The 18,318-nt window shown below is 58.2% G+C and carries 19 protein-coding genes and 2 pseudogenes; 16 read left to right on the top strand and 5 right to left on the bottom strand.

The features are described 5' to 3' along the window. Window position 1: 1 nt before the first annotated feature. From C4J88_RS14430 to C4J88_RS14380, 11 genes and pseudogenes are all read left to right on the top strand, one after another. Window positions 2-339: pseudogene (locus C4J88_RS14430) on the top strand (phage tail protein). 10 nt (window positions 340-349) lie between these two features. Then, complete coding sequence (locus tag C4J88_RS14425; protein WP_124407325.1) at window positions 350-1,099, top strand: phage minor tail protein L; 750 nt, start codon at window positions 350-352, stop codon at window positions 1,097-1,099. Between the two features lie 2 nt (window positions 1,100-1,101). Next, a complete protein-coding gene (locus C4J88_RS14420) occupies window positions 1,102-1,857 on the top strand; it encodes a C40 family peptidase (RefSeq protein WP_124407324.1) in 756 nt (251 codons plus the stop codon). Continuing rightward, window positions 1,854-2,435, top strand: coding sequence for a tail assembly protein (locus C4J88_RS14415; protein ID WP_124407323.1), 582 nt, complete (start codon window positions 1,854-1,856; stop codon window positions 2,433-2,435). Before C4J88_RS14420 ends, C4J88_RS14415 begins: the two co-directional genes overlap by 4 nt. A gap of 57 nt (window positions 2,436-2,492) precedes the next feature. Beyond that, on the top strand, window positions 2,493-6,221 hold the full coding sequence (locus C4J88_RS14410) for a DUF1983 domain-containing protein (RefSeq protein WP_124407322.1): 3,729 nt from the start codon (window positions 2,493-2,495) through the stop codon (window positions 6,219-6,221). A 328-nt stretch (window positions 6,222-6,549) separates the two neighbouring features. Next, the gene (locus C4J88_RS14405; protein WP_124407321.1) at window positions 6,550-7,248 is read left to right on the top strand and encodes a hypothetical protein; all 699 of its coding nucleotides are present in this window, start codon (window positions 6,550-6,552) and stop codon (window positions 7,246-7,248) included. A gap of 11 nt (window positions 7,249-7,259) precedes the next feature. Continuing rightward, on the top strand, window positions 7,260-7,748 hold the full coding sequence (locus C4J88_RS14400; RefSeq protein WP_124407320.1) for a hypothetical protein: 489 nt from the start codon (window positions 7,260-7,262) through the stop codon (window positions 7,746-7,748). After that, window positions 7,745-8,095 carry a hypothetical protein gene (locus C4J88_RS14395; RefSeq protein ID WP_124407319.1) on the top strand — a complete coding sequence of 117 codons (351 nt, stop codon included), beginning with the start codon at window positions 7,745-7,747 and terminating at the stop codon, window positions 8,093-8,095. Before C4J88_RS14400 ends, C4J88_RS14395 begins: the two co-directional genes overlap by 4 nt. A 1-nt stretch (window position 8,096) precedes the next feature. After that, the gene (locus C4J88_RS14390; RefSeq protein ID WP_124407318.1) at window positions 8,097-8,309 is read left to right on the top strand and encodes a hypothetical protein; all 213 of its coding nucleotides are present in this window, start codon (window positions 8,097-8,099) and stop codon (window positions 8,307-8,309) included. A gap of 58 nt (window positions 8,310-8,367) precedes the next feature. Then, on the top strand, window positions 8,368-8,793 hold the full coding sequence (locus tag C4J88_RS14385) for a cell wall hydrolase (protein ID WP_124407317.1): 426 nt from the start codon (window positions 8,368-8,370) through the stop codon (window positions 8,791-8,793). Then, complete coding sequence (locus C4J88_RS14380) at window positions 8,793-9,311, top strand: lysis system i-spanin subunit Rz (protein ID WP_124407316.1); 519 nt, start codon at window positions 8,793-8,795, stop codon at window positions 9,309-9,311. Before C4J88_RS14385 ends, C4J88_RS14380 begins: the two co-directional genes overlap by 1 nt. On the opposite strand, the gene C4J88_RS14375 is transcribed toward C4J88_RS14380, so the two are convergent. Then, complete coding sequence (locus C4J88_RS14375; protein ID WP_124407315.1) at window positions 9,292-9,645, bottom strand: hypothetical protein; 354 nt, start codon at window positions 9,643-9,645, stop codon at window positions 9,292-9,294. The two genes, C4J88_RS14380 and C4J88_RS14375, sit on opposite strands and share 20 nt — an antisense overlap. A 484-nt stretch (window positions 9,646-10,129) precedes the next feature. Next, the gene (locus tag C4J88_RS14370; protein WP_124407314.1) at window positions 10,130-11,152 is read right to left on the bottom strand and encodes an AbrB family transcriptional regulator; all 1,023 of its coding nucleotides are present in this window, start codon (window positions 11,150-11,152) and stop codon (window positions 10,130-10,132) included. A gap of 183 nt (window positions 11,153-11,335) precedes the next feature. Here C4J88_RS14370 and C4J88_RS14365 point away from each other — a divergent pair, with 183 nt between their 5' ends. After that, the gene (locus tag C4J88_RS14365) at window positions 11,336-12,244 is read left to right on the top strand and encodes a LysR family transcriptional regulator (protein ID WP_124407313.1); all 909 of its coding nucleotides are present in this window, start codon (window positions 11,336-11,338) and stop codon (window positions 12,242-12,244) included. Between the two features lie 101 nt (window positions 12,245-12,345). Here C4J88_RS14365 and C4J88_RS14360 read toward each other — a convergent pair whose 3' ends face one another. Continuing rightward, entirely contained in the window at window positions 12,346-12,852 is a 507-nt protein-coding gene (locus C4J88_RS14360) for a hypothetical protein (RefSeq protein WP_124407312.1), read from the bottom strand. A gap of 148 nt (window positions 12,853-13,000) precedes the next feature. Beyond that, window positions 13,001-13,885 (bottom strand): LysR family transcriptional regulator, encoded by an 885-nt coding sequence (locus C4J88_RS14355; RefSeq protein WP_124407311.1) that lies wholly within the window; start codon window positions 13,883-13,885, stop codon window positions 13,001-13,003. A gap of 113 nt (window positions 13,886-13,998) precedes the next feature. On the opposite strand from C4J88_RS14355, the gene argC reads away from it, so the two are divergent. Continuing rightward, complete coding sequence (gene argC, locus C4J88_RS14350) at window positions 13,999-14,928, top strand: N-acetyl-gamma-glutamyl-phosphate reductase (protein WP_124407310.1); 930 nt, start codon at window positions 13,999-14,001, stop codon at window positions 14,926-14,928. A gap of 221 nt (window positions 14,929-15,149) precedes the next feature. On the opposite strand, the gene C4J88_RS14345 is transcribed toward argC, so the two are convergent. Beyond that, window positions 15,150-15,770, bottom strand: coding sequence for a tyrosine-type recombinase/integrase (locus C4J88_RS14345; RefSeq protein WP_124407309.1), 621 nt, complete (start codon window positions 15,768-15,770; stop codon window positions 15,150-15,152). 251 nt (window positions 15,771-16,021) lie between these two features. On the opposite strand from C4J88_RS14345, the pseudogene C4J88_RS27745 reads away from it, so the two are divergent. The 3 genes and pseudogenes from C4J88_RS27745 to C4J88_RS14335 all read left to right on the top strand — a co-directional run. Further along, a pseudogene (locus tag C4J88_RS27745) lies at window positions 16,022-16,861 on the top strand (POTRA domain-containing protein); the annotation flags it as partial. Between the two features lie 95 nt (window positions 16,862-16,956). Next, complete coding sequence (locus C4J88_RS27740; protein WP_256659028.1) at window positions 16,957-17,799, top strand: ShlB/FhaC/HecB family hemolysin secretion/activation protein; 843 nt, start codon at window positions 16,957-16,959, stop codon at window positions 17,797-17,799. Window positions 17,800-17,808: 9 nt separating this feature from the next. After that, a complete protein-coding gene (locus tag C4J88_RS14335; protein ID WP_124407308.1) occupies window positions 17,809-18,315 on the top strand; it encodes a toxin-activating lysine-acyltransferase in 507 nt (168 codons plus the stop codon). The last annotated feature ends 3 nt before the right edge of the window (window positions 18,316-18,318 follow it).

Raw genomic sequence — 18,318 nt, 5'->3', positions numbered from 1 at the left:
AATGGCGATTGAAACGTTCACCTGGGCCACCCAGCACGGGGAGGCCCCGACACTTGAATATAGGACCCGAGAATCTCGATTCGGGGGGGATATAAGCAAACGGTCGGGGACGGGCCAAACAACAAAGAAGATGCCTACCCCGTCACGCACACCGGTACCACATTCACGGCGCTCAAGATAATGGAGTTCTTCGACCGGCATCAGGGTGCGAAGGCCTTCTTGTGGACCACGCCACTGGGCCAGCTCGGCCTGTTCACCTGCAAAAACCCAACCCCAACCCCTATGGGTGGTGGCGTATTCAAAGTGACGGCGACGTTCGAGCGCGCCTTCCACCCGTAAAGGTCAATCCATGTTGCTGATCAACGCTATCCAGACTCTTGAGCCTGGCAACGAAGTCATGCTGTTCGAGCTGGACGGCAGTGATTACGGCGCCGATGTTCTGCGCTTCCACGGTCATGCGATCCCGCATACGCCTGCCGAACTGATCGCCGCCGGCGGCAATGCTGACCAGCTGCCGGCCAAGTCGATCTGGTGGAAGGGCGAAGAGTACGGCGCCTGGCCCATGCAGTACGAGGGCAGCGAGGCGAACGGAGACGGCACCGCAGTACGGCCGAAGTTGTCGGTCGGCAACGTCAACGGGCGAATCACCGCGCTCTGCTTGGCCTTTGAGGATCTGCTCGAGTTCAAGCTGACCATTCGCAATACCCTGGCCGAGTTTCTCGACGCGCTGAACTTCGAAGGCGGCAACCCCACGGCCGACCCCACTCAGGAATCGATCGAGGTTTGGTATGTCGACCAGAAGACCAATGAGGACGGCGAGACGGTCAGCTGGGACTTGGCCAGCCCGGGCGACGTCGGCGGCGAGACGATCGGGCGGCAGATGACGACGCTGTGCCACTGGTGCCTCACAGGTGGTTACCGAGGTCCCAACTGCGGCTACACAGGGCCCTACGTCACCAAGGACGGGGTCGTTACCGACAACCCTGAACTGGATGTGTGCGACGCCACTTTGGGCAAGGGCTGTATCCCCCGTTTTGGCGATGGCAACCCTTTGCCATTCGGCGGATTCCCCGCCGTTTCTTTGATCGCTCGGAGCTGACCATGCGCAAACACATCATTGCTGCCATCCAGGCGCATGCGGCCGGCGAGTACCCGAAAGAGTGCTGCGGGCTGGTACTGGATGTGGGCCGGGCGCAAAAGTATTTCCCGTGCCGGAACATCGCCACGGAGCCAAACGAAGAGTTCAGGCTTGATCCAGAGGACTACGCTGCAGCGGAAGACGCCGGCCAGGTGATCGGCATCGTGCACTCCCACCCGGACGCAACCAGCAGGCCGTCTTCGCGTGATCTGGCGATGTGCGAGGCCACAGAGCTGCCCTGGCACATACTAAGCTGGCCGGAAGGAGATCTCAGGACTATCGCGCCAACCGGCAGCACGCCGCTGCTAAAGCGCCCGTTTGTTCATGGTGTTTGGGATTGCTGGTCAGTCTGCGCTACCTGGTATCAGCGCGAGTGGGGGTTGCAATTCGAAGCCTTCCAGCGCGCCGATGGCTGGTGGGAGAACGCAGACAGCACCAGCCTGTACGAGGCGAACTACGCCGCCGCCGGCTTCGAGCAGGTCGACAGCCCTCAGCGCGGCGACATGGTCGTGATGGAGGTCGGCCGCACAGCTCACCCGAACCATGCAGGGATCTACCTGGGGACTGATCCGACGCTGCCTGGCGAGGAATCAGGCATTTTCGGACCTGGGCCTTTCGTTCTACACCACCTGTATGGCCGGCCGTCAGAGGTAATCGTCTACGGCGGGCCCTGGCTGCAGCGCACCCGTTTAATTCTTCGACACAAGGAGGCCCGATGAGCGCCATCGTTTACTCGCCGATGACCACCATTAAGCTGTCCGGCTCGCTGGCTCAGAAGTTCGGGAGGCTTCACCGACGCCAGGTTGGCTCGGGTGACACCTGGGAGGTATTCCGAGCGCTGAAGGCCACCATAGACGGGTTCGAAGCCGAGATCCGTCGCCTTGATCGGCTCGGGCTGCGCTTCGCCATCTTCCGCAACCGAAAAAACGTCGGATCTGACGCTTTTGGGATGGGCGGAACCAAGGAAGTTCGTATTGTTCCGGTAGTGGAGGGAGCAAAGCGCGCCGGCCTGCTACAGACAATTATCGGTGTCGTTCTCATTGCGGCCTCATATTTCACCGGCGGCTCCACGCTGGCAACCGGCATTGCGCTGACCGCCGGCGGCGTTGTGCAGATGCTCAGCCCGCAGGCGGCAGGCCTCAAGCAAAGCGCATCTCCAGAAAACATGCCCAGCTACGCGTTCGGCTCAGCGAAGAACACCACCGCCAGCGGCAACCCCGTCCCGATCTGCATAGGCGAGCGCCGGTGGGGCGGTGCAATCATCTCGGCGTCGATTTATGCAGAGGACAAAACGTAGACGCAACGCACCAAACAAGCCGGCCATGAGCCGGTTTTTTATTGCCTGGAGGAAAGTATGGGCGCAGCACAAAAGCTGGATATTCGCGGTGCAAAGGGTGGCGAGAGCAAGCCAAAGTCACCAGTAGAGGCGCCCGACAGCCTGCGCTCGACCAACGTGGCCAAGATCCTGATCGCCGTAGGCGAGGGTGAATTTGACGGCACGCCCACCGCGCGCGACATCTTCCTCGACAACACTCCGATTCAGGATGCCAGCGGCAATTTCAACTTCACCAACGTGAAGTGGGACTGGCGGCCGGGCTCCGTCGAGCAGACCTACATCCCTGGTATCCCATCGGTCGACAACGAGACCTCGCTGAATATTGAGCTGCGCAGCGGCACGCCGTGGGTTCAGTCGCTGACCAACCTGCAACTGTCAGCGGCCCGCATCCGCCTGGCCACGCCGCGACTGGCGAGCCAGGACGCCGAAAACAACATCAATGGCTACCGTATCGAGTATGCGGTAGACGTGGCTACCGACGGCGGCGCATATCAGGAAGTTCTGGTGGGCGCCATGGACGGCAAGACCACCACCCGCTACGAGCGGTCTCTGCGTATTGATCTGCCACCAGCTACCAGCGGCTGGCTGATCCGCGTCCGCCGCCTCACGCCAAACTCGCAGAACACCGATAAGATCGCAGACAGCCTCTTCATCGCCGGCTACACCCAAGTGATCGACGCAAAGCTGCGCTACCCGAACACCGCTCTGCTGTTCGTCGAGTTCGACGCCGAGCAGTTCACCAACATCCCGGCCGTTACCGTGAAGTGCAAGGCCCGCCGCTGGCAGGTGCCGAGCAACTATGACCCGGTGGCCCGCACGTACTCCGGCGCATGGGACGGCACGATGAAGGAAGCCTGGACCAATAACCCGGCCTGGATCACTTACGGCATCTGCACTCAGGACCGGTTCGGCCTGGGCCGCCGTATTAAGCCGTGGATGGTTGATAAGTGGGAGCTTTACCGAATCGCGCAGTATTGCGATCAGTTGGTATCGAACGGTGCCGACGGCGTTGAGCCTCGCTTCCTGTGCGACATGAACCTGCAAGGCAAGGCCGATGCCTGGTCCCTGCTGCGCGACATCGCCGGCATCTACCGCGGCATGACTTACTGGGCCCAGGGCCAGTTGGTCATGCAGGCTGATATGCCCAGGTCGCAGGACATCGACTATGTCTTCACCCGTTCCAACGTCATCGACGGCAAAATTTCCTACGGCAGCGCATCGGCGAAGACCCGCTTCACTCGCTGTTTGGTCAGCTACGACAACCCGCTGAACAACTACGACACCGATGTCACGGTTTATTCAGACCTGCCGCTCCAGCGCCGACTGGGCGACAAGCCGACGGAGATCAGCGCCATCGGTTGCACTCGGGCATCAGAAGCCCAGCGCCGCGCCAAGTGGCTGGTGCTGAGCAACAACCAGGACCGCACCATCAGCTTCAGGACCGGCATGGAAGGCCGCATTCCTCTGCCAGGCTTCATTATTCCCGTCGCCGACTCGCTGTTGGCGGGCCGGGAGATCGGCGGGCGCATCGCGGCGGCGGCGGGGAAGGTCATTACCTTGGACCGCGACACCATGGCCAAGACCGGCGACCGGCTGGTGATCAACCTCCCCGGCGGGCGGGCAGAAGGGCGCACCGTGGAGAGCGTGAGTGGCCGGAACGTAACTGTCACCGTCGCCTACAGCGAAGCGCCTGCAGCACAGCTTCAGTGGGCAATCGACGCTGACGACCTGGCAATCCCTCTATATAGAGTAATGAGGACCGCACGGACGCCCGGGGGCGATTACGACATCAGCGCCTTGCAGTACGAGCCAAGCAAGTTCCCCAGCATCGACACCGGCGCACGCCTGGAAGAACGCCCGATCAGCGTGATTCCGATCACGGTAGTTCCGGCGCCTGCCAGTGTCACAGTCACATCGAACGTATCGATCGACCAGGGCCTGGCCATCAGCACCATGAACATCTCGTGGCCAGCCGTTACCGGTGCCGTCGCGTACGACGTCGAGTGGCGCAAGGACAACGGGAACTGGATAAAGGTGCAGCGCACGGGTTCGACGAGCGTGGACGTCACCGGCATCTACTCGGGCGCCTACTTGGCGCGCGTGCGCGCGGTAAGTTCTTTCGACATCTCGTCGGTGTGGAAGAACTCCATCCTTACCAACCTTCAAGGGAAGGTCGGTCTGCCGCCGGCGGTTTCGTCGCTCACTACCAAAAGCGAACTGTTCGGGATCAGTATCAAGTGGGGCTTCCCTGCTGGCGCCGAAGACACCCAGCGCACCGAGCTGTGGTATGGCCCGGCGAACAGCCTGCCGGCGGCAACGAAGTTGGCGGACCTGGCATATCCGCAGGCCGACTACCGCATGCAATCGTTGCTGGCGGGAGCAACGCTGTTCTTCTGGGCGCGCCTGGTGGACCGCACCGGCAACATCGGGCCGTTCTATCCCGTGGTCAATGGGGTCATGGGCCAGTCCAGCTCGGACGCTGGGGCTATCCTCGAGCAGATCAAGGGGCAGATAGGCGAGACGTCGCTGGGTCAGTTGCTGAAGGATCGTATCAACCTGATCGACGGTAACGGCCCTGGCTCTGTCAACGGTCGCATTGAGGCAGCCAAGGACGAGCTGGAGCTACTGATTGACCAGGTGGTGGATGCGCTCGAATACGTGCCGACGAAAGCATATGTGCTCAACGACATCGTGCGCGTGGGGCAGCACCTGTACCAGGCCAATGGCCCGGTGCCGGCGAACAACCCGCCGCCGAACGCGACCTACTGGACGGACATCGGCACAGTGGTGCAGACGGTGAACGCGCTGGTGACCCAGGTTCAGCAGAACTCGGCGACGATCGCGCAGCACGGCCAAGACATCACCGCCCAGGCTTCGCAGCTCAATGCGGTGAAGGCTACTGTGAACGATCCTGTCACCGGCGTGACCGCCACGGCCACCGGGCTCAGCACCCTCAAGGCATCGGTGACAACGCTCGACGGCAAAGTCACCACCACGGCGCAGCGGGTAGACGGCATTTACCTGCAGGTCAACCCGCCACTCCAGGGTGATGACAGCGCCCTGATGGGCTCGGAGGCCAGCTACGTCGGTGTCTGGTCTACTCAGTCCGCCCTGATCGAGGGCGACCTGGTGCAGGGCCAGCGCACGGATGTGGTGGAGGTGAGTGTTGCGAATACCGCCGCCGCAGTGGCCGCCGAGCAAACCGCGCGCATCAATGCCGACGGCGCTCTGTCGTCCAGCATCGAGACGGTAAAAACGTCGGTGGGCGGCAACACGCTGGCGATCCAAACCAACACGACCGCCATCCAGACGGTGAACGGCAAGATCACGGCGAACTGGTCGGTGCGGATGCAGTACGAATCCGCCACCGGCCTCTACAAGTACGCCGGTATCGGTCTCGGCCTGGAGAACGGTCCGGGGGGCCTGCAATCGCAGTTCATCATCGACGCCGACAGGTTTGCCATCGGCCAGGCCGGGACGGTGCCGTTCGCTGTACAGGGCGGGCAGACGTTCATTAAGGCCGCGTTCATCGAGGACGGGACGGTTACGAACCAGAAGATCGGGGCTTACATCAGCTCGACGAACTACATCGCAGGCCAACAGGGATGGATCCTAAACAAGGACGGCACCTTCGAGATTAACGGCGTCGTCCCTGGTCAAGGTCGATCGATCATGACGAATCGGTCTTTGCGTTTCTGGGACGTAAATAACGTCAAACGCGTACAAATCGGAGATCTCACCGAATGAGTTCTGGAATGCGAGTGTGGGACGCCGCCGGCAGGATACAGCTGGATGAAACGTCTTTCACAATGCGAGTTGTTTATACGGCTGTAATCTCTCCTTCTACTTGGGGCGCTGCTAAATACATGGATATAGCTGTCGCCGGAATAACCCCTCAAAATTCTGCGGCTTTCCCAACACCAATCGGCGCTGTGGGCACATTCAATAACGCACAAGTTGAGCCTGAGATTCTAAATGGGGTTGTTAGGGTGTGGAGGACTATACGGGGTGACCCCTACGGCAACTCTGCGCTTACGAGTTTTCAGCAGAGACTGGTAGTGGTGAGGTTTAAGTAATGGCTGATTCCTATGGGTTTCTTTTTACCGCCGGTGACGATAATCGTACGGTAGTTGATTCTGAGTTCACTCGGATGTCTACCTTGTACAAGGGCGCCTACGTCGCCAATGAATCAAGTGGTGCGTCCTCACTGACCCTGTTTCCTGCTGCAATTACCACTCAAGAGCAGCCTCTTGTATTCATTCGCCCCAATAGCGCCAGCGGCATCATCGGGATGAGCAACCTTGAGATATTGGGGGCGCCTGGAGGTTGGACGGGATTTAGGGTTCGACGGTTCAACGATTACACCATTCAGCCTGCTGGTCGCTGGTTTGTCGCAAACTTTGTAACTCAACCACTCGCTACATACGGTGCTCGGTTTTGGAGCGCAGCCGCAAGCCCGATCTTCGATTCTGCATCGCCGCCAGCTATCTTTGTTAGGTCTAGCAATACTTGGACCTATACCGGAAGCGGTCAAACGGGGCAGGGACTATCAATTACCTATTTCAGCGCGCCATTTAATCTTGAAGAAGATGAATATTTCATGATTAATAATTTCGTAATGTCTGCTATCGCCGGCACTTCTGGCGTAGGTACCCGAGAAATAGCGGCGATGTGGGATTATCCTGCAAGACTGTTAAAAATCGGACTTATAACAAACAGCGGTAACACAGTTGCTACGGGTTTAACCGTTATGGTCGGCAAGACTATTCAATAGGGGGCTTCACAATGGCAAGGCAAGAGATCAATTTAGGAACAGCGCCAACAGGTGTCGGTGGAGATACCACCCGAAGCACTGGTGTGAAGATTAACTCGATGACATCAGAAATATACACACTGCTTGGAACAAAGTTTGATAGCGCCTCTGCTTTGTTAGATCCCGCTGGCGGAGGGTTGTTATCAAGAACAACAGTTTCGGGCCTGGATATCTGCAAGTTTCTAAATGGCCTGCAGTTAATAAGTGGTAGTTTAGGGGCTTCCGGAAACGTGCCGGCCAACACCTCTACAGTGGTGCGCTATAATTTGCCAGTTTCTGTCGGGCCGGATCTGGCTAAAGCATGCGTAGCTGGACTCGCTCAGCCAAGCAACAGTTATGATCATTACGGTATTGTGTCAGGATTTGCTGATACTGCGACGTCGGTTACTTTGGCAATAAGAAACGGGGGCACTGCTCAATCTTTCAATCCCAGAATCACTATATGGAGTCAATGGAAATGAAGATTAAACTGATGCCGTTTCTAACAAGCGATACTGTTTCAGGTTCCGTAAATGGTGATGTTTTGACGTTAAATGGAGATAGCTACGACTTTGCTCCTCTAAAAGTAGGGTTTAGGCTACCGTCTTCAGCAATTGCTAGCGATTGGTTTGTTGATTACGTTGAGCGTAGAGGGCAGGCGATTCATTTAACTTTGCGCCTCCCAGTGCAAGCAGATAGCCCTGACAAATATCGAAATCCAATAGAGCCAATCGTGATCGATGCGAGGAATGGGCCGATCACATTCCCTGACACCTCGGCGCCCACACTTCCCATGGTCGAACTGCCAGAAGCTCAGGAGGGGAAATAAGATGGTGGACTGGACAAAACTTGAACCGATCAAGACGGAGCAAGATGTAGTTGATGAAGTTAACCTCGAGCAAGCTTGGGCATACCTGAATGAGACCAACTGGCACGCTTTCTCCCTTCTTGAGGATGGCAAACCGATCCCGGACGATATCAAAGATGCGCGCACAGCCGCCCGCGCAACCATAAATCGGCTCAGCCCTCCATCAGCGTCTTAGGTTTCTGCCGAACACCGCCACCCGCTCAGAGCGGGTTTTTTATTGCCTGGAGGAAAGCATGAACACATTCGATAAAGACCAGGACATCCTGGCCCGTACACTATGGGGGGAGGCCCGCGGCGAAGGCCTGGACGGACAGATCGCCGTGGCCTGGACTATCCGCAACCGTGTGTTCGACGGCAAGGCCAAGTCATGGTGGGGGGAGGGCTACGCCGGCGTATGCCTGAAGCCCTGGCAGTTCAGCTGCTGGAACCAGAACGACCCGAACTACGCATACCTCAGCGGCGCCAAGCCGATCCCAGCCGCGCAGTTCGCCCAGGCGCAGCAAGCTGCTGACCAGGTGATGTCCGGTGCGTTGCCAGATCCCACCGGCGGCGCCACGCATTACTACGCCACGACCATGCCGAAGCCACCGGCCTGGGCGGCGGTCGCCAAGGAGACCCTGCGCCTCGGCCACCACATTTTCTTCAAGGATGTGCCGTGATGACCCCCGTCCAGAAGCTGATCGGCCTGGGGCTGGCATTCGTGCTGGCGCTTGCCATCGGCTTTGGTGCGGCCTGGCAGGTGCAGGACTGGCGGATGGGCAAGGTGCTCGCCGAGCAGGCCGGCCTGCACGAGGACGACTTGACCGCGATCAGCAATGCCGCCGCCGCCCAGGCCCGAGCCGAGCAGGACAAGCGCCTGGCCCTGGAGCAGCAGCTCGCCGGCCAGGACCAACAACATTCCAAGGAACTCTCCGATGCCCAACGTAACCAAGCTGCTCTGCGCGATCGCCTTGCCACTGCTGATGTCCGGCTGTCAGTCCTTCTCGACGCCACGGACACAGCCAGTGGCTGCGACGTGCCTTCCGCCCCCGGCGCCGCCGGCGTGGTTCATGCAGCCCGTCGAGCCCAACTTGACCCAGCGCATGCGCAACGAATTATCGCCATCACCGACGACGGGGATAACGCCGTGATCGCGCTGCGGGCGTGCCAGGCGTACGTCAGGGCTGTGGCCCCTTGAGTACAGCCAACTCCAGCAGCAATCGCTGGTTCTCCCGGAATAGGTGGTCGCGCTGGCCCGTAACAATCTGCACGCTTTGCACGGAAGCAAAGGAGGCTCGTTCCTTCAGGTGGTCCATTTCTGCCATCGCTGCCTTGAGCGACTCTTCTGCCTGGGATTTGCCGTCGGCCAGCAGCTCATTCATATGGACGAGACCGGCAATATTCTCCCGAGCTCTGCGCAACATCCGCTGGGTTTCTATCAGCTCATCCACGAGGATTGAGCACTGGTGCTTGTACATCTGCAAAGGTGTAGGGCAGCCAAGCCAGTCGTCGGTGCACATGTCAACGTCCATAGCAAAATCTCAAATACTGTATGTGCGTACAGTAATCGAGGTGTGACAGGTTTGGGGAGTGGTGTTCGTCGGCTGGATGCTAGGGAGGGTGGGCGTCTGGATGGCGTGGGACAATCCTGGGACACTGGATGTCCCATATATCTATGTATGGGCATACAGCATGTTTGCCACAACCCCAGCAAATACGGCCACTCCGTCGTAGACGCCCAATGAAATAGAGGCTCGTTAACGGATTGCAAATCCGCCTACGCCGGTTCGATTCCGACCTCGGCCTCCACTCTTGAAAACCCCGTAGATTTACGTCTGCGGGGTTTTTTATTGGGTGGGATTTGGTTATTGCTTTCGCAATTTTTCGGATTGCATCCGCAAGCCTACCTTTTCCTCGGGGAATTCGAGAGCTGTTATTGGTATGCGTCTTTTAGATTGGGCGGGGGGTTGTGTTCAAGACTGAGGAATCTGAGTGTCCACTAACGGCCAGAATCGGTCATTCGGGCCTACCTGCATTTTTAACCAGCCCGGTTTTTAAGCGAGCAGCCATCCACCTATACAGGGGCAACGTGGCCGCTTGTATCAAAATCATTCGGATGATCTGCATCGCCGTCACGAGCGTGACGGCCAGGTTCAACGCCTCAGCCGTGAGGCTCATCTCGGGCGCGCTACCAGGCATCATGCCGAGTCCCAGTGAAAGCCAAGAAACGCCCAGCAGCCATCCAAGCACCCACGCGACCGCCCCCGTCGCTATCACAGAACCCGCGAGCAACGACATTATTTTGCACAAGAAAGCCGGTGCCCGACGGAAGAATGCGCGATCAAAATTGATCGCAAGCGCGCACCCAACCATCAATTGCCCACAGGCACTTAGCCAACCTGGCATGCTCATGTGCAGATCGGCGCTTGGGACAACTACGGCACACACTAGAAATGGGCCAAAGGTCCAGGGGTTAGGCAAATCGAAACGCTTGAACAGCAATGCTGCGACCAATCCCAATGGCAGAACGGCCAATAGCCATCCCCACACTACAGGCAGGGCAATAGCCTGCACCGCGTGAGGTGCAGCAAACGATGCGGCTAACGGGACGCCGAGCAGAATCAATAACAGCCGGACGCTATGCGCTGCCGCTACAAAGCCGGCATCTGCGCCTCGTTGGCGTGCCAAGTGGATCATCTCTGTTGAATTGGCAGGCATCAGTGCGAAGTAAGCCGTCGAATAAGGCACGCCCCAACGGCACAGGATGACGATACCCAGCGATGCCAGCACCAAAGTGAGCGCAATTGCCACTGTCACAACCCCCAGATTTGAAAGCACCTCGTGCATGACGCTCAAGGTGAAGTGGCAACCGATTGCCGTAGCGACGATCAGTTGTCCTGCTTTACGGCCATGGGGAATCTCTGGCAACAACCAACCGCAGCAGCGCACGACCATCACCATTGCCAACGATCCAATCACCCAAGGCAGTGGCCAGCCAATCAGGCTGGCAAGACCACCGCCGAGCACGCCAGCAAGCAGCGTTGTAAGGGGGACACAAGAAGCTTGAGCATGACGGCCTCGATATTCGGGCCACGCAAGAGGCGCGGACCACGGTCACTGGCGCGCATGTTAGTAACTCACATTCATCACGAATAATATTAAGATGTGATGACTTTCATCACAGATGGTTATTCTGTGACTTCCACCACGAGCGTATCTGCCATGAACCTGAAAGCCCTTAGATGCTGCGTCGAAGTGGCCCGGCAAGGCAGCTTCACCAACGCTGCAGAGAGCCTGCACATCGCGCAACCTGCTCTGAGCATGGCGGTAAGCCGGATGGAGGAGGAGCTGGGTGTCACTCTCTTCAATCGCGCTGGCCGGAAAATCACCGTGACCGCTGAAGGGCAAAGCTTTCTGACACGTGTGCAAGTAGCGTTACTGGAGCTGGACATGGCGCGGCAAGAGCTGCGCGACATGATGCAATTGCAGAGCGGCGAGATCCGCGTAGGCGTGCCCCCGATGTTCGGTCTCAACTATATCCCCGAGGTGCTCAGCGCATTTCGGATCCACTATCCGGGCATTGTGATGACCGTGCTGGAAGGCAGCGCCGATGACATCAGCCAGCGCCTTGAAGACCGCGACATCGACGTCGCGATGTTGGAGTCGCGGCGAGTGCAATCGAGTTGGGACTCAGTACTACTGGGAACAGACGAGATGGTGCTATGCATGAACGAACACAACCCGTTAGCCCAGGAACCCTTTCTAGAAGCCCGACACTTGCAGGATGAGCCCATGGTGGTGTTCGACCAGACATTCCTACAACGCCATTTACTCGACGCTTTCTGCGGTGCGGGGAGCGCAAATTACCGGATTGCACTGCAAAGCAACTTCGTGTCACTCGTCATCAAGGCCACTGCCGATGGTATGGGGATTTCCACCTTATTGCGCTCTGTTCAGGAGCGCGAGCCGGGCATTCTGGGCGTGCCTTTCAACCCCCCACAAATCATGAGTTTCAGTTTGTGCTGGCGGGCGAACGAATACCTTTCCTTCGCTAACAAGCGTTTCGTCGATTTTGTCCAGACGACGGACATGTTTAAGAAGGAGTGGCCCAGGGGCCAGCGGGCGGAGTGACCGCTCCGGGCCGATAGCTGCCTTCGCGATTGGCCGCTTTCGGCCAGAAGCGGACGCTCTCCAGTGTCTACTTAATCAGCGGTGATTCGGGGGCTGGGGGGTTATACATAGTTGATTGCCAAGCTAATCCCAAGCTCGAATTGCTGAAACCCCACGCGCCTGACGTAAACCCAAAAGTTATCCTTTGGCTCATATTGCTCCATGCAAACACTGTGTTCCTGGCACAGTTCATCTTCGTCGATCAGGATGCGATCCCAATCGAAGTCAGGGTTCTTGGAAATGGTATAGCTAGGGTAAGGTTTGTCGAGATCGAAGTGGATCGAGTACACGAACAACGGAGATTCCCACGGCATGTGGGTTTCGTACAACCGCATCAGTTCGGGCATCTGTGCTTTACAGTGCTGTTCGGCAAACGCCAGTGCCTGGGGCAAATCATCCCACGTAGCCTTGACCGCGCGTTGCGCAGCGGCGAGCCTGGCGTAAGGTGGCTCGTCATTGTGGTGCTGGACGTAAATCAATCGGCTGCCGAACTGGAATTCGCATTGCCAGACACCAGAGGGAGCACGCCAGTGGCCAAGCATGGATTCGGTCAGTAGATTGATGTCCATATCGGTACCACACAGATGGCAAAGTGCTCAGTTTACCCTCTCAAATATCAGCCTGGGAATGCGTAGGCGTTTGGGCTATTTGTCCGACATCCACGGGATCTGACCGGCAGCTTTGGGTCGAAAGCGGCCTTTCTCTGACAACATCGCACTAGCCCGCACTTAACCCCCACAACACATCCAGCACATGTTGCGTCGGCCGCTCGACGCCCCCACCACGGTGGGCAATACCGAGTTGACGCCACAATAAGGGCTGTAATGGCCGCATGACGATCCTGATATCGGGCAATGGCGTGGAGGCTTCATGCGGCAACAACGTCGCACCATAACCGGCCGCCACTAGGCTTTTGATCGCATCGTTGTAGTTCAGTTGAATACGCGGCGTGGGCTGCCGTCCATCACTGGCGAACCACTCCGAGATCAAGCGCGAAAGCCGAGTAGTGTTGTCATTCAGAATCAATGGCTGAGCTGCCAGCCAACCGGGGGTCACGACATCCGGGCATTCCCAGCGTGCCGGCAAGAAGGCCATGACCGGGTCCCGCCGCCATGGCTCGATCCGCAATTCCTTCACCGGGGTCTGTGGCAGCGCGACCAGACCGATCTCCAAAGAGCCCTCGGCAAGCTTCTTCAAAGTTTCCTGTGACGTGAGCACCGTGACCTGCACATCGATAGCGGGATGACGCTGGCTCAACGTCTCCAAAGCTTGCGGCATCAACTGTGCGATAGCCCCTGTGGAGGCACCCAGCCGCACACGCCCGGCCAAGCCCTGCACCTGACGCTCCACGTCCTCAAGCGCCTGCTCTGCATCTGCCAACAGGCGCCGCGCGCGTTCCACCAGTGTTTCCCCAATCGCCGAAGGCTGAACGCGCCCACGCGTGCGCGACAACAGCTTGCCGCCAACCCGTGACTCCAGGTCGGCGATATGCAAACTGACCGTAGGTGGTGCGAGGTGTAGCACACGGGCCGCCTCGGCAAACGAACCCAGGTCGGCAATGGCCACCAACGTGCGCAGACGGTCCAGGCTGATTTCGCGCATGAGTCATTCCTTGTTCAGAAAAACTGAATTTCATCGTTAGTAAATTCAACTTTTCCTATCTTGCCCCCGCACTGAAGATTGGAACTCCTGATTCCTATGTCCGAGAGCATTCCATGGCAAGTCCCCTTATATTCATCGACGGCGACCAAGGCACAACCGGGTTGCAAATCCATCAACGTCTAAGCGACCGGACCGATCTGCGGCTCATCACGCTCAGCCCCGAACACCGCAAGGATCCGCAACGTCGCGCCGAAATCATCAACGCCTGCGACATCGCGATTCTCTGCTTGCCCGATCAAGCCGCCCGCGACGCTGTAGTGAGCATCGAAAACCCCGCCGTTCGGGTGATCGATGCGAGTTCGGCGCACCGCACTCATCCAGACTGGACCTATGGTTTTGCGGAGATGAACTCGCAGCAGGCCCAACGCATCGCCACGGCGCGGCGGGTCAGCAATCCCGGTTGCTATCCCACGGGGGCGATAGGGCTGCTGCGCCCATTGCTGGAGGCCGGGCTGCTGCCCAGGGACCTCCCGACGAGCATTCATGCTGTGTCGGGCTATTCAGGAAAAGGGCGCGTCGGAGTGCAAGAGCATGAGGGAGAAGGCGCATCACAGGCGCCGTCTTTTCAGGTTTATGGTCTGGGGCTGGCACACAAACATATTCCGGAGATTCAGCAGCAAAGCGGTCTGATGGAGCGGCCGATGTTTGTGCCGGCCTATGGGGCTTTTCGGCAGGGGATCGTGCTGACCATACCGTTGCAACTTCGGTTGTTGGCGTCGGGCGTGGATGCGGTGCGGTTGCATGCGTGTCTTATGCAGCACTACATCGATGCGGACCATGTACAGGTGATGTCGATGCAGGAGGCTAAAGGGTTGACGCACCTTGATCCTCAGGCGCTTAACGGGACTGATAGTTTGCGATTGATGGTGTTTGAAAATGATGAGACGGGGCAGGTTTTGTTGGCTGCGGTATTTGACAATCTTGGGAAGGGAGCCGCTGGAGCGGCGGTGCAGAATCTGGATTTGATGGTTGCAGGAATATGACTCCGACTACCCACTGGCCCTCGAGTCTACGGTTCGAGTTTTCGAGCGGTTGTTTCCTCTCTGCTCATGGTCTGGCAACGACGGCATTAAACGAATCGAAAACAGAATCTACGCGTGTCAGCAGTTTGCAATCCAGTCAGGCGTGGGGTTAAACGGTCGTTCACGACAGGCATCAATTGGCCGGTTAGCGACGGTCTGACTTCGACCGTCGCTATGCATGATCAAACCTCAGTCTGTTCCGCCATCTCCAGGGCGTCATCGACCTCAATCCCCAGATATCGAACAGTGCTCTCCAGCTTCGTATGGCCGAGCAGCAACTGAACCGCCCGTAGGTTCTTCGTTCTGCGATAGATTAGTGATGCCTTCGTACGTCTCATTGTGTGAGTGCCATACATGGCTGGATCAAGGCCTACGGCTTTCACCCAGCCTTTGACGATACGAGCGTATTGACGAGTGGATAGATGGTCTGAGGTATGTAGCCGACTAGGAAAAAGGCAGTCCTCGCTGCGTAGTTGTGCCTGATGTATCCATGCCACGAGAGCTGACCGTGTTTGCTCAGTGATCTCAAACTGCACTGGTCGCTGCGTTTTCTGCTGCATCACCATGGCTCGTGATGATACGTGTTCGCCATTGGCGACATCGCGCACGCGGAGCTTGGTTAAGTCGCAGGCTCGAAGCTTACTGTCGATGGCCAGATCGAAGAGAGCCAGATCCCGGGTTCTTTCCGCAATTTGAAGCCTTACTCGGATGGCCCAGATATCTCTCAGTCGGAGTGCGGCTTTCTGCCCGACTAGTTTTCCTTTGTTCCAGGGCTGACGGCCGCAGGTAGCGATGATGTTCATAACAAGTCCTCCACGTGTGGAAAGACAAGGATGGCTAATCAGAGCGACGGTCGCTCACCGGCCAAGAGTAGTCTCTTAGAGGGGTCTAAGAAACCGGGGGGAACTTAAGTGTAGGAAATTTCTCACGCGCCCTTGAACTTTAATGAGCAACAGTTGTTCATAGGAGAGTTGCCTGTCAGAGGCAATTCTCGCAGATCACGTGCCGTTCTGGTGCATGCTGCACCCGCAGGAAGATTTCACAGGGATGCGAAATGAAAGTATGTTTCCGGCCTAAGGAGTACCTGGCCCGTTTCGGTACGTTGTACTTGCCTGTTAGAAAACTGCCACCGTCCCTTCATTCGGTGGCCGTATTGTTGTTCGGTTTGATCAGCAGTTTCGGCGTGCAGGCCGCTGACCCTCCCGCACCTGCCCAACAGTTGCTATTGCAGCAGGACCGCGAGCGAGCGTTGCGCGAGCAACTTGAGCCGTCGCCGGATGTGCGCCTTGAGGCGCCGCCCTCATCCTCCGCCGGGGTTTTGCTCGAGAAGCGCGAATCCCCCTGTTTCCTGATTCGTCAGGTCGTCTTGAACGGCGAGTTGGCTGAAGATTTTCAATGGGCACTGCGCAGCGCCGATCCCAAAAATGACCCGGCCACCGGTCAATGTCTGGGTGCCCAAGGCATCAACCTGACGATGAAGCGAATCCAGAATGCAATCATCGAGCGCGGGTTTGTCACGACACGCGTGCTTGCACCGCCTCAGGATTTAAACAGCGGTGTGCTGCAACTGACCCTGATTCCGGGGCGCATTCATTCCATCCGCTTCGCCGAAGGCACCTCTACCCGAGCCAATGCCTGGAACGCGGTGCCTGCCAAAACAGGTGACCTGCTGAACCTGCGTGATCTTGAGCAAGCGTTGGAAAACTTCAAACGCGTGCCCACGGCTGAGGCGGATATCCAAATCGCCGCGGCCCAGGGGATGGACGCAAAGCCGGGCGACAGTGACTTGGTTATCGCATGGAAACAGGCACTTCCCGTGCGTTTGAGCGTGTCGGTAGATGATTCGGGAACCGACGCCACAGGTAAATACCTGGGTTCGGCTTCGGTGTCGTTGGACAACCTGCTGAGCCTGAACGATTTGTTCTACGCCAGCTTCAACCACGACTTGGGCGGGGGGACGCGGGTAATCGTGGTTCCAAGGGCCATACCTTGCACTACTCTGTCCCCTACGGTTATTGGCTGTTTGGCGTCACGTCCAGCGAGTATGACTATCACCAGACGGTCGCTGGGGCCAACCAGACTTACAAGTACACCGGAGAAAGCAAAAACAATGAGATCAGCGCGTCTCGCTTGCTGTATCGCGATGCCGTGCGCAAAACCACGCTCAAGCTCAGTGGCTGGACGCGCACTTCGCAAAACTATATCGACGATACCGAGATCGAAATTCAGCGCCGACGCATGGCAGGCTGGGCGCTGGGGCTGAGTCATCGGGAGTTCATCGGTACCGCCACGCTCGATCTGGGCACCAGCTATCGCCGGGGCACAGGTGCGCGCAACGCAATCGCTGCGCCTGAGGAGGCGTTTGACGAAGGGACCTCGCGTTCGCAGATCATCAACGCCGACGCGCAATTTTCCGTACCGTTTGGCCTTGCCACGCAGCGCTTGCGTTACACCGCGGCCTGGCGTGCGCAGTGGAACCGCACGGCGTTGGTGCCGCAGGATCGTTTCTCGATCGGCGGGCGCTACAGCGTGCGCGGGTTTGACGGTGAAAACATTTTGTCGGCCGACCGTGGTTGGCTGGTGCGTAACGACCTCGGCCTAGCGCTGGGCAACTCCGGGCAGGAAACCTACCTGGGTGTTGACTACGGCAAGGTGGGCGGGCCTTCAAGCCAATACCTCATTGGTGATCATCTGGCCGGGTACGTGGTGGGGTTGCGCGGTGGCTACCGGCAAGTGTCTTACGACGTGTTTGTCGGTCAACCGATCAGCAAACCCAAGGGCTTCGAGACTGCCAGTACCACGGCAGGTTTCAGCCTGACGTGGTCGATGTGAGGGTTTGCCATGCAACTCGATAACCTTGAGCTGATCGCGCCGGCGTTCAGCGAAAAGCCATGGAACGAGGCCCAGGCGCTGGGTGCCGCCGTATGGCTGTGGATGCATTCGGCGAGCCATCGCGATGTGCCGCTGCACACCCTGAACGCGCTGCTGTTGCCAGCTATTGCCAACCGCCAGTTCATCATCGGCTACGAATCGGGGCGCCCGGTGTTTTACGCCGCCTGGTGTTGGTTCAGCGTCGAGGCCGAGCAGCGCTATGTGCAAAATCCTGCCATCAGCCTGCCTGCGCACGACTGGAACAGCGGCGAGCGACTGTGGTTCCTGGACTGGGTGGCGCCTTTTGGTCACAGCGCCCGCCTTGCACGCTTAGTGCAGCGCCATTTGTTTGCCGACAACCGGTTCAGCGCTCTGTATCACCGGGGCAACGAGCGCGGGTTACGGATCAAGCGGTTTCAAGGTGCTGCTCTGGCGCGCTTGAAGTGGCCGATCGCGGCCGTTGCCCGCCAATCGTAGTAC

This window comes from Pseudomonas sp. R4-39-08 (assembly GCF_003852275.1).
Lineage (GTDB): Bacteria > Pseudomonadota > Gammaproteobacteria > Pseudomonadales > Pseudomonadaceae > Aquipseudomonas.
The sequence above is the reverse complement of the archived record's forward strand: the minus strand, read 5'-3'. Positions and strand labels throughout refer to the sequence as shown.